Below are 13,415 nucleotides of genomic sequence, written 5' to 3'. Positions count from 1 at the left end.
CCCCCGGGCGCGCTGAACCCAACATGAGCGGCAACTGTCTGATCAGATTAGCATTGATAATGACATGACCAAGAAAGAATTCGGGTACAGTCATGAAAAACGGATGCAGAAAATGTCCAAAAACATGTAATGAAAAACGGGTTCATACTGACTAAGGGATAACAAAAACTCACCGCATGGAGTCTGCGATGCTGTCGACGATAGAACTGCTGGAAGTGACCGACTTCCCCGCCATACGCCGCAACAGAACCGAAACCCTGCAGGTCAATCTGGGCTATCGGTGTAACCAGACCTGTGTACATTGCCACGTGAACGCCGGGCCCAACCGCACTGAAATGATGGATGCGGCACAGATAGACCTGATTCCACAGGTTCTCAAGGCACGCAATATCCGTACGCTGGACCTGACCGGCGGCGCACCGGAGCTGCATCCGCAATTCCGGCAACTGGTTGTCCAGGCCCGACGCCTTGGGGTTAAGGTTATCGACCGCTGCAACCTGACGATTCTGTTTGAGGAAGGTCAGTCCGATCTGGCGGAGTTTCTGGCTGAACAACAGGTTGAGGTGGTAGCCTCACTGCCCTGCTACTCATCGGACAATGTGGATCAACAGCGCGGCAAGGGCGTATTCGACCTGAGCATTGCGGGCTTGCAGACGCTCAACACCCTGGGCTACGGCCAGCCAGACAGTGGCCTGACTCTCAATCTGGTCTACAACCCGCAGGGGCCTTTCCTGCCACCACCGCAGCAGGCACTGGAACAGGACTACAAGCGCGAACTGGAACAGCACTTCGGCATACGCTTTAACCAGCTGTTTACCATCACCAACATGCCGATCAAGCGCTTCGGCTCCATGCTGCTGTCCAAGGGGCAATTCGAACCCTACATGCAACTGCTCAAGGACAACTTCAGCCCGGGCAACCTGAATAACCTGATGTGCCGCACGACCATTAGCGTGGACTGGCAGGGCCGCCTGTATGATTGCGACTTCAACCAGCAACTTGGAATGGCCGTGCCCGGCCGCGCGGGCACCCTGGAAGACCTGCTGAAAGCCGATCTTGACGGCAACCCCATCTGCACCGCCGATCATTGCTACGGCTGCACCGCCGGGCAAGGCAGCAGTTGCGGCGGGGCCATTGGAGAGACGGCATGAAGAAGCTGCTGACATTAGCGGCCATCGCCGTGGTCGCTACCGCCTTTTTCATGCTGGATCTGCACCACTGGCTGACCCTGGAGGGGCTCAAATCAGGCCTGAGCCAGTTCGAGCACTGGAGAACGCAGTCTCCGCTGCTGACCGCTGGCAGTTTCTTCCTGCTGTACATCCTCGTAACCGCGTTATCGCTGCCGGGCGCTGCCATCATGACTCTGGCCGGCGGCGCGCTGTTCGGGCTTTGGCAAGGCGTATTGCTGGTGTCCTTCGCCTCGACAATAGGGGCAACCCTGGCATTTCTGGTCTCGCGCTACCTGCTTAGAGACTGGGTACAGAGCCGCTTCGGAGCCCGGTTGGACGCCATTAATCGCGGTATCGAGCGAGATGGCGCCCTGTACCTGTTTACACTGCGTCTGGTGCCCGCGTTTCCCTTTTTCCTGATCAACCTGCTGATGGGTCTGACTCCGATCAAGGCCAGAACCTTCTACTGGGTCAGTCAGGTGGGGATGCTGGCAGGCACGCTGGTATATGTAAATGCCGGCACCCAGGTCGCCCAGCTTGAGGCCCTTGCAGGCATCCTCTCACCTGAGCTGCTCACATCCTTTGCCCTGCTGGGGCTGTTCCCGCTGCTGGCAAAGAAAGTAATGGGACTGATTCAGCGCCGACGCGTCTACGCACGCTGGCAGAAGCCCGCCCGTTTTGATCGTAACCTGATCGTCATTGGTGCAGGTGCCGGCGGCCTGGTTTCGGCCTATATCGCCGCGGCGGTAAAAGCGAAGGTGACCCTGATCGAGGCGCACAAGATGGGTGGCGACTGCCTGAACTATGGCTGCGTGCCCAGCAAGGCGTTGATCAAAAGCGCACGCATGGCGCAACAGATGCGGCAGGCAGAGCGATATGGCCTGAACGCAACCGAGCCCGGCTTCTCTTTTCGCACACTGATGTCACGCATCCACGAGGTGATCAGCCAAGTGGCTCCACATGACAGCATCGAACGCTATACCGAGCTGGGGGTAGACGTGCTACAGGGCCATGCCCGCCTGATCGACCCCTGGACGGTAGAAGTGCGCGTGCATGACGGCCAGATTCAACGCCTGACCGCCCGCAGTATCATTCTGGCCACCGGCGCCAGTCCCGCTGTTCCTCCGCTGCCCGGCCTGGATGAAACCGGATATGTCACCAGCGACACCCTCTGGGAAACATTTGCCAAGCGGGATACCCCTCCGCAGCATCTGGTGGTGCTGGGCGGCGGCCCTATCGGATGTGAGCTGGCACAAAGCTTCGGGCGACTGGGAAGCAAGGTGACACAGGTCGTGCATGGCGCACGACTGATGCCACGTGAAGACGAAGAGGTGTCCACATTGGTGCAGACCGCCCTGCAAGACGAGGGTGTACATGTCCTGACCGAACACACAGCCCTGCGAACGGAGCGACGGGATGGTCGCAACTACCTGATCTGCCGTGATCGTGAGCAGGAAGTAAGACTGGAATTCGATGAGCTGTTGATCGCCGTGGGCCGCAAACCTCGCCTGAGCGGCTATGGCCTTGAGACACTGGGGATCGAAACCGATCACACCGTGACAACCAATGCCTATCTGGAAACCCTCTATCCCAATATATATGCCGTTGGCGATGTGGCCGGTCCCTACCAGTTCACGCATACTGCGGCGCATCAGGCCTGGTATGCCGCCGTGAATGCGCTGTTCGGCCAGTTCAAGCGCTTTCGCGCTGACTACAACGTGATCCCCTGGACCACCTTCACCGCGCCGGAAGTGGCACGAGTCGGACTGAATGAGCAGGAGGCCATCGAACGGGGCATCGCCCACGAAGTCACGCGTTACGGGCTAGACGATCTGGATCGGGCCATTACCGAAAGCGAGCGTACAGGCTTTGTCAAAGTGCTGACCGAACCCGGCAAGGATCGGATTCTGGGAGCCTGCATCGTGGGAGAGCATGCGGGTGAACTTCTGGCCGAGTTCGTACTGGCCATGAAATACGGACTGGGGCTCAACAAGATTCTCGGCACCATCCATACCTACCCGACATGGGCAGAAGCCAACAAGTACGCTGCCGGAGAGTGGAAAAAGGCCCACGCACCGAAAGTAGCCATGAAGTGGCTGGCACGCTATCACGCCTGGAGGAGAGGATGACGGGCAATCAGGCCGACCTGGCGATCATTGTGCCGGTCCTGAATGAGATTGAGACCCTGCCCTCGCTGCTGAACCATCTGCAACACTGGCAACAACGGGGTGCCGAGATTGTGCTGGTGGACGGCGGCAGTCAGGACGCAACGGTTAAAACCGCGCGCAATCGAGGCTTCAGAGTGTTGCAAGCACCCCGTGGCCGAGCTCTGCAGATGAACGCCGGGGCTCGGTCCACCCGTGCCAGCATTCTAGTGTTCCTGCACGCCGATACCCGCCTGCCGGACGATGCCGATCAAAGAGTGCTCTCAACCCTGACCGGTGTCGCTCAGGGCTGGGGACGCTTTGATGTGCGGATCGAGGGCCGCTCACGCATGCTGCCGGTGATTGCCGGCATGATGAACTGGCGCTCGCGTCTGAGCGGCATCGCCACAGGCGATCAGGCCCTGTTCATGACCCGGGACCTGTTCGAGCGGATTGAAGGCTTTCCCGAGCAGCCGCTGATGGAGGATATCGAAATCAGCAAACGGCTGAAGCAGCTCTGCCAGCCGGTCTGCCTGCGCCAGAAAGTCATCACGTCAGGAAGACGCTGGGACACACGGGGTTGCTGGCCGACAATCCTGTTGATGTGGCAGCTGCGCTGGGCTTATTGGCGTGGTACTCCGCCAGAACAGCTGGCAGAGCGCTACCGATGAACTGCATCCGTATCATCATTATCGCCAAGGAGCCCAAACCCGGATTTGCCAAAACGCGGCTGATTCCGGCTCTGGGCGATCAGGGCGCCGCCGAGCTGGCAGACCGCCTGTTAAAGCACACCGTCTCACAGGCTCTGGCTGCCGCACTGGGGCCGGTCGAATTGTGCGTCACACCGGACGTGCAGGCCGAATACTGGCGTCACTGGGAGGACGAAGACAGCCTTGAGCTGACCCGGCAAACCGATGGCGACCTTGGCTTGCGCATGCTGACAGCCGCCGAACAGGGTATCGCCCGAGGCACCCCGGTCATGCTGATCGGCACCGACTGCCCTGCGCTCGACGCAACACGCCTGAGGCGCATGGCCAACGACCTGATGCAGCGGGATGCCTGCCTCTGCCCGGTCATCGACGGCGGCTACTCCCTGCTGGGGCTGTGCCAGATCGACCCTTCTCTATTCACGGACATCCCCTGGAGCACATCGAAGGTTGCCGCGCTCACCCGTGAGCGAATGAGGCAATTGCACTGGACATGGACCGAAAGCGAGCCGCTATGGGACGTGGATGAACCGGAGGACCTGCTGCGACTACAAGAACTCTCCCCCGTACTGGCCGTCAGCCCCCTGCATTCCGTCGCACACTGATGCACAACCGGTCTTGAAACACCTGCAACCAAACCAAACAAGACGACCGAACACGACCAATGAACGGTCGATCAGCTCAATGCGGCATCAATGCCCTGCAGCCTGCCTGACATCAGCGTCCACAAAAGGATTTCGATGCCCCTGAATCACGGCGATACGACGGGCACGCTGAAGCTCAGTCTGATCCACCGGGTCCTGTCTTGACCAGGCCTCGAACAACTGGCGTTGCTTGCGGCTGAGCCTGAGGCCATAGCGATCTTCCATGTAGAAATAGGTTCGGGCGATATCACCCCGTACCTGCTCGGCAGGCTCGGCGACGCGCTGCTTGAAATCCACTTCGAAGTCACATGCGCCATAGGCACGGGGCTCCCCCGGGATCATGCCAAAACGGAAATTGCTGCGATCACCGTTCAACTCACCCACGGCAGGCACCAGATTGTAGAGGTCGGCTTCCATCTGACGGAATCGGGTGTCCTTTTGACACGCCTTGCGCCCCCCTTCCTGCCAGCACTGCAATTGATGACCAAACTCCCAGGCCGGCACCACATGCTCCCACTCAATCCGTGCCGCCCGGTTGGCATTCTTGCGCGGCTGCAGACCGCAACTCTCCGCGTCCGGTGTCAATCGAGTACGATCAGGCTTATCGGGTACGGGCTGCTCGTCAAAGCGACAGCCGCAGTAAAAGGTGATGCGCTGCTCTGACCGGTAGAGATCAGCAGCGAGAATTTTCTTGGCGGAAGCAAAGGATGACGGCGGTTCAGCCGCAACGGGAGACAGGCACAACAAGGCCACCAGGCCAACAGCAAGGCGCATAGACACTACCGTATGCAAAGAGGTGAGCACACATCCCTGTACACACGAGCGATCCCTGCTGTGACGGCATCTTCGGTGGATTTTCGCCCGGAATCAACACCCTTTTTCAAATCACATCTGATATGCTGACTGCCAGCATAACGCTGTAATAGATAAGAAGAATGAAGGGGAACTAAAGACTATGGATAACACCCCCAAGCTGAGGGATGCCCGCCTGACACTGGAAGAGCGCGTTGCCGTGCTGACGCTGGATCGTGATGACCTGCGCAACGCCCTCACGGGTACAGCCCTGATTGATGACATTGTCGAGACTGTTCACTGGGCCAACCGCTCTTCAGATGTATCCGTACTGATCATCACCGGCAGCGGCAGCGCGTTCTGCGCAGGTGGCAATATCAAGGAAATGCAATACCGTGACGGTGACCATCGCACAGGGCCATTCGGTGGCACCGCGCTAGAGCTGGAACACAAGTACCGCCACGGCATTCAGCGTATTCCCCTGGCCATCCATCAGGCCGAAGTCCCCATCATTGCAGCGATTAACGGCCCGGCCATCGGCGCAGGCTGCGACCTTGCCTGCATGTGTGACATCCGCATCGGCTCCGAGCGGGCCACCTTCGGTGAAACCTTCGTCAATCTGGGCATCATTCCCGGTGATGGCGGCGCCTGGTTCCTGCAGCGCCTGATTGGCTATCAGCGCGCAGCCGAAATAACACTCACCGGCCGACTGGTTCACGCAGAAGAAGCCGTACAGCTTGGACTGATGATGGAACAGGTGCCGGCAGACCAGTTGATGCAGCGCGCCCTGACACTGGCCAGGCAGATGGCTTCCAAGCCGCCACACGCATTACGCATGAGCAAGCGGTTGATGAAACAGGCTCAGCGCCAGGAACTGCCCGACTTCCTTGAACTGTGCGCCGCCTGGCAAGGCATGCTGCACAACACCGACGACCACGCCGAAGCGGTTAATGCGTTTGTCGAAAAGCGTGAAGGCAACTACCGGGGTCGCTGAGGCTTGGAAGATACTATAAATACACATTACGTATAGTGTATTTAACCCCCCCTTCACCCCTATGTCGTTGAAGGGGTCCAATCCCTTGTGAGTTAACGCCGTTTCATAACCGTGAAATGGCATCTCATTCAGGATTATTAGCTTCTACTTGCCAGACCAAGTGAGCTAATTATTGACGATGTTTTCAATATGACCATCAATACCGGTATCAGGAAACTCGCCAAACTCCACCTTTTCTGGGCTATCAACGATATGTCTCTTTGAATCAGTATAGATGCTCGAAACCACTACACCACCCGAATCAACATCGAGCAGACCAACCGGCACCCAGAAATAATCCCTTCCACGCAATCGGTTAGTAGCACTTATAAATTATGAGATTTTCAATAGACAGCTTGAATAAAACTGTCCCACACATGCATTGCCCTTTCATAATATACTCCAACGCAACTCAGATATTTATTAACGGTATTCTCAGGCAGGTCCTCGCGACTGATTTCCTAGTACCGAAACGCTTATGTGTAGTGCTGGTACTCCTTCCTAGTCATCTTGCACTCCCTCGTCAGGGGTAAACCTAACTATAGAAGGTGTCTACTGTTCGTGGGTAACTCGGTTTATTAACGCCGCATTGCAGCGGCTCGTCCGCTGCAATGCGGCGTTAAATTTCAATCTGGAAAAAATTTAAGAAATCGATAAAAAAGTTCTCTTTCACCACACTCCAGATCAACTTCAAGAACATCATCCTCTAAACATTGCCGGGCTGAACCCACGATAGATCTAGCTAAATCAATAACTTTTTCTGGATTTATTAAAGTTGTATATTCAGGTTTGAAGTTTAGTATATTACCATCCCACGTTTCATCTGGATATTGGACGAGCACATCTATTTCCCGATCAAACTGGAAATAATAACTTGGCTTATTAGAATGAAGTGCTTTTGCCATTAAGCTTGCATTATGCAAGAAAGAATTTCTTAAGGCGTAAAGAGCTTTCACATCTTCGCTACCTTCTTCAAAGCCAGCAAAATAATATAATGCTTTATTTATGCTACTGGCATTTTGGTTTGAGTATTCTAGCTTGTCACTTCGCTTATATGTAAACCCAATCTGCTCAATCACACCGAAAGCACCTACAACTGGAACAAAGTTTTTTGAATACGCCATATGCCGTGCATGATTAACTTCTTGCAATGTAATTGGTAAGATTGATTTCAACCAACCATTCTTAAGCCGATAAGAACCAGCATTCCCTAGATGCGCATATGCCAACTCAAGAATACTCAGCTCATCGACATATTTTTCCTTCCAAATGGATATATCCATGCTTTACCTAATTTAACATTTAAATAATGCACATGCGCGTTTTTGCTCAAGACGTGAGCCGAATAAGGAAGTCTAGCTGACTGAAATGAAAGGATATGTGATGGGTCACAGCCATTCTCCTCCGTTGAAAACGAGCATGCGTGTTATTCTACTTTACCGTGCGCACCATCTCACAACGGTCAATCCCTAATGCCCTGATATTGTCCGATTTTCCCGCGCCTTGCCAGTCTCAAAAGATCACAATCAGGTTACAGATCCAGCATCGGTGGCATGCAGCAGTCACTACACGCTATGCAACCACAACACTGAACTTGCGCTATCGACCTGACCAGCACCACCCCCGCCTGGAGGGTTCGATTGAGCAGGAATGCTACTCTGCACACCTTGCCCGCCCTGTTACGCCATTCATCTGACCGAAAATGTCATTAAAAATGACGGCAGAATGACACCTATCCTATTGATAGCCTTACCTCTTGACCAAATGGCGGCATTTGTCATGAAAACTGGTCTCAATTGTCATTGGTCTTGTAGCAGGTTTGGACGATCCTTCAATACAAGAATGACAAGTGAAAGCTGGCCTGTCCCGCTGCTTGCAGCCCAACAATAATGACAATGAGGGTTCAATCATGCCCGAGTACAAAGCACCGCTGAAAGATATCCATTTCGTACTCAACGATCTGCTGGCATTTGATCTACACTACCGTGCACTGCCAGGCTGTGAAGATGCCACGCCCGATATGGTCAGCGCCATCATCGAGGAAGGCGCCCGTTTCGCCGAGCGGGTACTGGCTCCGCTGAACCAGACCGGCGACAAGGAAGGCTGCCAGTTCGACAATGGCAACGTTCGCACACCGACCGGCTTCCGTGAAGCCTATCAGCAGTATGTTGAAGGCGGCTGGCCTTCCCTGTCACATGACGCTGAATGGGGCGGTCAGGGGCTGCCGGACTCCCTCGGTATGGTGATCAATGAGCTGACCAGCACCGCCAACTGGTCATGGAGCATGTACCCCGGTCTTAGCCACGGTGCCATGAACACCCTGGAAGAGCATGGCACGGACGAGCAGAAACAGACCTATCTGACCAAGCTGGTATCCGGTGAGTGGACCGGCACCATGTGCTTGACCGAGCCGCACTGCGGTACCGATCTGGGCCTGCTGCGCACCCGCGCAGAACCCAATGCGGACGGCAGCTACGCCATCAGCGGCACCAAAATCTTCATATCGGCCGGCGAACACGACATGGCCGATAACATCGTGCATATCGTACTGGCGCGCCTGCCGGATGCCCCTGAAGGCACCAAAGGGATTTCGTTGTTCATCGTCCCCAAGCACCTTCCAGATGCCAATGGCGCAGCGGGTGAGCGTAACGCGGTCAGTTGCGGCTCCATTGAGCACAAGATGGGCATTCACGGGAATGCGACCTGTGTCATGAACTTCGACGGCGCGACCGGTTACCTGATCGGCCCTCCCAACAAGGGCCTGAACTGCATGTTCACCTTCATGAACACGGCACGATTGGGCACCGCGCTTCAGGGCCTGGCCCATTCCGAATGGGGGCTTCAGAACTCGCTGACCTATGCCCGCGAGCGCCTGCAGATGCGCGCCCTGAACGGCCCGGCGGCACCAGAGAAGTCTGCCGACCCGATCATCGTACACCCGGAAGTCCGCAAGATGCTGCTGACTCAGAAGGCCTTCGCCGAGGGCGGTCGCGCGCTGATTTACTACTGCTCGATGCTGGTGGATATGACCAAGCATGCCGATGGTGAAACCAGGGCCAATGCTGACACCCAGCTGGCGCTGCTGACACCGATCGCCAAGGCGTTCCTGACCGAAGTCGGCTTCGAAAGTGCCAACCACGCATTGCAGGTCTATGGTGGTCACGGCTATATCAGCGAATGGGGCATGGAGCAGAACGTGCGCGACTGTCGCATCTCCATGCTCTATGAAGGCACCACGCAGATTCAGGCACTGGACCTGCTGGGACGCAAGGTGTTGATGACCCAGGGCGAGACGCTGAAAAGCTTTACCAGGGTCGTTCATAAATTCTGTCAGGCCGCCGAGGAAGATCCCAAGCTGAGAGCCTTCACCGGGCCGCTGGCCAAACTGAACCGTGAATGGGGTGATCTCACCCAGCAGATCGGTATGAAGGCGATGATGAACCGCGAGGAAGTGGGTGCCGCTTCGGTGGATTACCTGATGTACTCCGGTTACGTCACCCTCGCCTACTTCTGGGCTCGCATGGCGCAGGCTGCGCAACTGAAGCTGGCAGCGGGCGAAGGCGATGCCGCCTTCTACCGGGCAAAGCTGACCACGGCGCGCTTCTATTTCGAGCGCATACTGCCACGCACACGTGGCCTGGTCGAAACCATGCTCTCCGGTGCCAGCAATTTGATGGAGTTACCTGAAGACCAATTCGTGCCTGAATAAGGAGATAGGCCATACTGAAAACAGAATGGCCAGGCACCTGAGAGTTCCGGCCGGCACTGCATGTCGGTCGGATATGTGGACCCTGAAACAACAATAAGCAGATGGGCACACCATGAATAGCGCAAAACAGAACGGTCAGTGGATACCCGAGAATCTCAACCCGGATGGTTATGACACCATTCCCGATTTCCTTGCTGATGTCTGTCGCAAACACACCGAAAAACCGGCATTCACCAGCCTGGGTCGCACCCTTAGCTATGCGGAACTGGATCGTCTTTCAGCGGCTTTTGCGGTCTATCTTCAGCGCGAAACCGGTCTTGAGCCCGGCGATCGCATCGCCATCCAGTTACCCAACCTGATCCAGTACCCGATCGTATTATTCGGGGCACTGAGAGCCGGGCTGGTGGTCGTCAACACCAACCCCCTGTACACCGCTGCCGAGATGGAACACCAGTTCTGCGACAGTGGCGCCAAGGCGCTGGTGATCCACAAGAGCATGGCTCATAACGCCGAGAAGATTCTGCACAGAACCGAGATTGAGCATGTCTTCGTGACTCAGGTCGGCGATCTGCACGGCTTCGTCAAGCGCCACCTGCTGAACGCAGCCGTCAAATACATCAAGAAAATGGAACCGCGTTACAATTTGCCCGGCGCTGTCGGTCTGCGTGACGCCCTGCTCCGTTATCTGGATCAGGAGCCTGCAGCCGTTGAGCGCAGCTGCTCCGATCTGGCGGTATTGCAGTACACCGGCGGCACGACGGGAGTGTCAAAGGGCGCCATGCTGACCCATGCGAACCTGCTCTCGAACATGTTGCAGGGGGTCGCCGTTATCCGTGAAGTGGGCAGCGACTGGGCCGATAACGTCTTGTCGCCGCTGCCCCTTTACCATATCTATGCCTTTACCGTCGCACAGATCATCCTGGCCGCCGGGGGACACAGCATTCTCATTCCCAATCCCCGAGATCTGCCCGGTCTGGTCAAGGAGATCAGCCACTGGAAAATCACCACCTTCCTGGGGCTTAACACGCTCTTTGTCGGTCTATGCAACAACGCCGAATTTCGTGCGCTGGATTTCAGTTCACTCAGAATGACCCTGTCGGGCGGGATGGCCCTGACGCATGCCGCGGCGGACCGCTGGAAAGAGGTGACCGGTTGTACTGTCCTTGAGGCCTACGGGTTGACTGAAACTTCCCCCGCCGTGTCGATTAACCCACCACACGCCATCCGAACCGGCACCATCGGCATTCCTGTGCCTGAAACCGAAGTCGCCATCATCGGGCCCCAGGGTGAACACCTGCCCGAAGGCATTCCCGGCGAACTCTGCGTGAAAGGCCCGCAGGTCATGCCAGGCTATTGGCATAACGAGGCGGCAACCCGGGCCAGTTTCACCGACGATGGCTACCTGATTACCGGCGATATCGCCGTCCTTGAGGAGGGGGGCTATCTGCGCATCGTTGACCGCGCCAAGGACCTGATCATCGTGTCCGGCTTCAACGTCTACCCTAACGAAGTCGAAGACGCAGCGACGGATCACCCCGGCGTTATCGAATGCGCCGCCATCGGCATACCCGACTCAATCTGTGGCGAGGTGGTCAAACTGATCGCCGTACGCAGCGACGACACCCTGTCGGAAGAGGAGCTTCGTGCCTGGTGCCAGGAACGGCTGACCCGTTACAAGGTTCCCAAGATCATCGAGTTTGTGCCTGAGCTGCCCAAATCCAATGTCGGCAAGATTCTGCGTAGGATGTTGAAGCAAGACACTCAGAACGTAGCCTGACGGGTAACCACATGCCATTGAATAAACCGGTACGGCGCGCACTTCATCACACCCGGCAGATCCAGTGTCAGGGTTTTGAGCGCGAGGATGGTCTCTGGGATATCGAAGCCCACATGACCGATGTCAAAACGCATAACGTCGACAATGCCGAACGCGGCGGGTATGTCGGTGCGGGTGAGCCTTTCCACGACATGTGGATGCGCCTGACCATCGACAGGTCGCTGAAGATTCATCAGGTTGAAGCCGAAATGGACGCCTCACCGTTCAGACATTGTCCGGGCATCGTCGGACGCTTTCGTCTACTTGAAGGTACCCGCATAGGGCCCGGCTGGCATCGTATGGCACGCGACATGTTCAGCGGTATCCAGGGGTGTACCCATTTGCATGAGCTGCTGACACCCCTGGCCACCACGGCGGTGCAGACGCTCTGGCCGCTGACAGAAGAGATCACGGTCGAAAAGGCAACCGAGCGCATGCTGGATACCTGTCACGGATGGTCAAGGCACAGCGACTTTGTCCGCAAATATGTTCCGCATCTCTATGTGGAAGAGGAAACACTTCAATACAACGACTCGGAGAGTTGATCAATGGGCATTGAGACCATCCACCACCCTCGCCTGCTGGAAGTCAGGCTGACACGCCCCGAGAAGAAGAACGCGCTGACACTGGACATGTACACCCTGCTGATCAACACGCTGGAGGATGCCGCCCGGTCTGATGACATTCGGGCCGTGCTGATCAGCGGTGCCGGCGAAAGCTTCTGTGCCGGCAACGACATCGCCGACTTTCTGGCGGGCGGCGACAACCTGGAGTCTTTGGCCCCCGTTGTCCGTTTCCTGCATACCCTGGTCGATTTTCCCAAGCCCTTGCTGGCAGCTGTACAGGGGGATACCGTCGGCATCGGCACGACCCTGCTGCTACACTGCGATCTTGTCATTGCAGCCGACGATCTGCGCTGCTGCTTGCCCTTTACACGTCTGGGGCTGGTGCCGGAAGGCGGCAGTTCTTTTTTGCTGCCGCAGATGATCGGACAACGAAAGGCGTTTGAGCTGCTCATCGAGGGCGCTCCCTTTGATGCCCGAACCGCTCTGGACGCAGGACTGGTTAACCAGATTGTACCCAGACCGGAGCTTGAAGCCGTCTCGTTGCAGCGTGCGCAGGCGCTGACCGAACTGCCACCCGACGCTATGGCGCTCAGTAAACAGCTGCTCCGAGGGCATCAGAAGGAACAGTTGCATCGCGTGATTGACCAGGAAGTTGAGCATTTCGCAGCCCGCCTGTCATCCGCAGAAGCACGCGCGGCCTTTACGGCTTTTCTGAAGGCGGGCTGAGCCCCAGGCCTTGCCACCACCGGCGGCACGGGCCCCACTCGGGCTGAAGGCCATGAATGCCGCCCATGCACGAAAATGTCACTCAATTTAATGACCGGATGCGCCTTTA

12 protein-coding genes are annotated in these 13,415 nt (G+C 56.6%); 9 read left to right on the top strand and 3 right to left on the bottom strand.

Annotated elements, in window-relative coordinates:
* Nucleotides 1–188: 188 nt before the first annotated feature.
* Genes arsS through LN244_RS07725 form a run of 4 tightly spaced genes read left to right on the top strand, consistent with a single transcriptional unit; the run spans nucleotide 189 to nucleotide 4,625 of the window.
* Nucleotides 189–1,151 carry an arsenosugar biosynthesis radical SAM (seleno)protein ArsS gene (gene arsS / locus LN244_RS07740; protein WP_239042260.1) on the top strand — a complete coding sequence of 321 codons (963 nt, stop codon included), beginning with the start codon at nucleotides 189–191 and terminating at the stop codon, nucleotides 1,149–1,151.
* Nucleotides 1,148–3,298: an FAD-dependent oxidoreductase gene (locus tag LN244_RS07735; RefSeq protein WP_239042259.1), complete on the top strand. Its 2,151-nt coding sequence runs from the start codon at nucleotides 1,148–1,150 to the stop codon at nucleotides 3,296–3,298. Before arsS ends, LN244_RS07735 begins: the two co-directional genes overlap by 4 nt.
* Complete coding sequence (locus LN244_RS07730; RefSeq protein WP_239042258.1) at nucleotides 3,295–3,984, top strand: TIGR04283 family arsenosugar biosynthesis glycosyltransferase; 690 nt, start codon at nucleotides 3,295–3,297, stop codon at nucleotides 3,982–3,984. The genes LN244_RS07735 and LN244_RS07730 overlap by 4 nt, the downstream gene beginning before the upstream one ends.
* Nucleotides 3,981–4,625: a TIGR04282 family arsenosugar biosynthesis glycosyltransferase gene (locus LN244_RS07725; RefSeq protein ID WP_239042257.1), complete on the top strand. Its 645-nt coding sequence runs from the start codon at nucleotides 3,981–3,983 to the stop codon at nucleotides 4,623–4,625. The genes LN244_RS07730 and LN244_RS07725 overlap by 4 nt, the downstream gene beginning before the upstream one ends.
* Before the next feature lie 87 nt (nucleotides 4,626–4,712).
* Here the strand turns inward: LN244_RS07725 and LN244_RS07720 are convergent, their stop codons facing one another.
* Complete coding sequence (locus LN244_RS07720; protein WP_239042256.1) at nucleotides 4,713–5,438, bottom strand: endonuclease; 726 nt, start codon at nucleotides 5,436–5,438, stop codon at nucleotides 4,713–4,715.
* Nucleotides 5,439–5,619: 181 nt separating this feature from the next.
* Between LN244_RS07720 and LN244_RS07715 the strand changes: the two genes are divergently transcribed.
* Nucleotides 5,620–6,450: an enoyl-CoA hydratase-related protein gene (locus tag LN244_RS07715; protein WP_239042255.1), complete on the top strand. Its 831-nt coding sequence runs from the start codon at nucleotides 5,620–5,622 to the stop codon at nucleotides 6,448–6,450.
* Between the two features lie 165 nt (nucleotides 6,451–6,615).
* Here LN244_RS07715 and LN244_RS07710 read toward each other — a convergent pair whose 3' ends face one another.
* On the bottom strand, nucleotides 6,616–6,777 hold the full coding sequence (locus LN244_RS07710; protein WP_239042254.1) for a hypothetical protein: 162 nt from the start codon (nucleotides 6,775–6,777) through the stop codon (nucleotides 6,616–6,618).
* Nucleotides 6,778–7,115: 338 nt separating this feature from the next.
* Nucleotides 7,116–7,772, bottom strand: coding sequence for a hypothetical protein (locus LN244_RS07705; RefSeq protein WP_239042253.1), 657 nt, complete (start codon nucleotides 7,770–7,772; stop codon nucleotides 7,116–7,118).
* A 626-nt stretch (nucleotides 7,773–8,398) separates the two neighbouring features.
* Between LN244_RS07705 and LN244_RS07700 the strand changes: the two genes are divergently transcribed.
* From LN244_RS07700 to LN244_RS07685, 4 genes are all read left to right on the top strand, one after another.
* Nucleotides 8,399–10,198 (top strand): acyl-CoA dehydrogenase C-terminal domain-containing protein, encoded by a 1,800-nt coding sequence (locus LN244_RS07700; protein ID WP_239042252.1) that lies wholly within the window; start codon nucleotides 8,399–8,401, stop codon nucleotides 10,196–10,198.
* A gap of 112 nt (nucleotides 10,199–10,310) precedes the next feature.
* Nucleotides 10,311–11,975: an AMP-binding protein gene (locus LN244_RS07695; RefSeq protein WP_239042251.1), complete on the top strand. Its 1,665-nt coding sequence runs from the start codon at nucleotides 10,311–10,313 to the stop codon at nucleotides 11,973–11,975.
* Nucleotides 11,976–11,986: 11 nt separating this feature from the next.
* Nucleotides 11,987–12,559, top strand: coding sequence for a DUF2889 domain-containing protein (locus tag LN244_RS07690; RefSeq protein ID WP_239042250.1), 573 nt, complete (start codon nucleotides 11,987–11,989; stop codon nucleotides 12,557–12,559).
* A gap of 3 nt (nucleotides 12,560–12,562) precedes the next feature.
* A complete protein-coding gene (locus LN244_RS07685; protein ID WP_239042249.1) occupies nucleotides 12,563–13,306 on the top strand; it encodes an enoyl-CoA hydratase-related protein in 744 nt (247 codons plus the stop codon).
* Nucleotides 13,307–13,415: the final 109 nt, after the last annotated feature.

The sequence above is a fragment of the Marinobacterium sediminicola genome (assembly GCF_022343685.1).
In the GTDB taxonomy this organism is placed as follows: domain Bacteria; phylum Pseudomonadota; class Gammaproteobacteria; order Pseudomonadales; family Balneatricaceae; genus Marinobacterium; species Marinobacterium sediminicola.
The sequence above is the reverse complement of the archived record's forward strand: the minus strand, read 5'-3'. Positions and strand labels throughout refer to the sequence as shown.

Excerpts from the sequence above, each read along its gene's own strand:
- LN244_RS07730 (WP_239042258.1), top strand. The coding sequence starts at position 3,295 with ATGACGGGCAATCAGGCCGACCTGGCGATCATTGTGCCGGTCCTGAAT.
- LN244_RS07700 (WP_239042252.1), top strand. The coding sequence starts at position 8,399 with ATGCCCGAGTACAAAGCACCGCTGAAAGATATCCATTTCGTACTCAAC.
- LN244_RS07685 (WP_239042249.1), top strand. The coding sequence starts at position 12,563 with ATGGGCATTGAGACCATCCACCACCCTCGCCTGCTGGAAGTCAGGCTG.
- LN244_RS07720 (WP_239042256.1), bottom strand. The coding sequence starts at position 5,438 with ATGCGCCTTGCTGTTGGCCTGGTGGCCTTGTTGTGCCTGTCTCCCGTT.
- LN244_RS07725 (WP_239042257.1), top strand. The coding sequence starts at position 3,981 with ATGAACTGCATCCGTATCATCATTATCGCCAAGGAGCCCAAACCCGGA.
- LN244_RS07715 (WP_239042255.1), top strand. The coding sequence starts at position 5,620 with ATGGATAACACCCCCAAGCTGAGGGATGCCCGCCTGACACTGGAAGAG.
- LN244_RS07705 (WP_239042253.1), bottom strand. The coding sequence starts at position 7,772 with ATGGATATATCCATTTGGAAGGAAAAATATGTCGATGAGCTGAGTATT.
- LN244_RS07695 (WP_239042251.1), top strand. The coding sequence starts at position 10,311 with ATGAATAGCGCAAAACAGAACGGTCAGTGGATACCCGAGAATCTCAAC.
- arsS (WP_239042260.1), top strand. The coding sequence starts at position 189 with ATGCTGTCGACGATAGAACTGCTGGAAGTGACCGACTTCCCCGCCATA.
- LN244_RS07735 (WP_239042259.1), top strand. The coding sequence starts at position 1,148 with ATGAAGAAGCTGCTGACATTAGCGGCCATCGCCGTGGTCGCTACCGCC.
- LN244_RS07690 (WP_239042250.1), top strand. The coding sequence starts at position 11,987 with ATGCCATTGAATAAACCGGTACGGCGCGCACTTCATCACACCCGGCAG.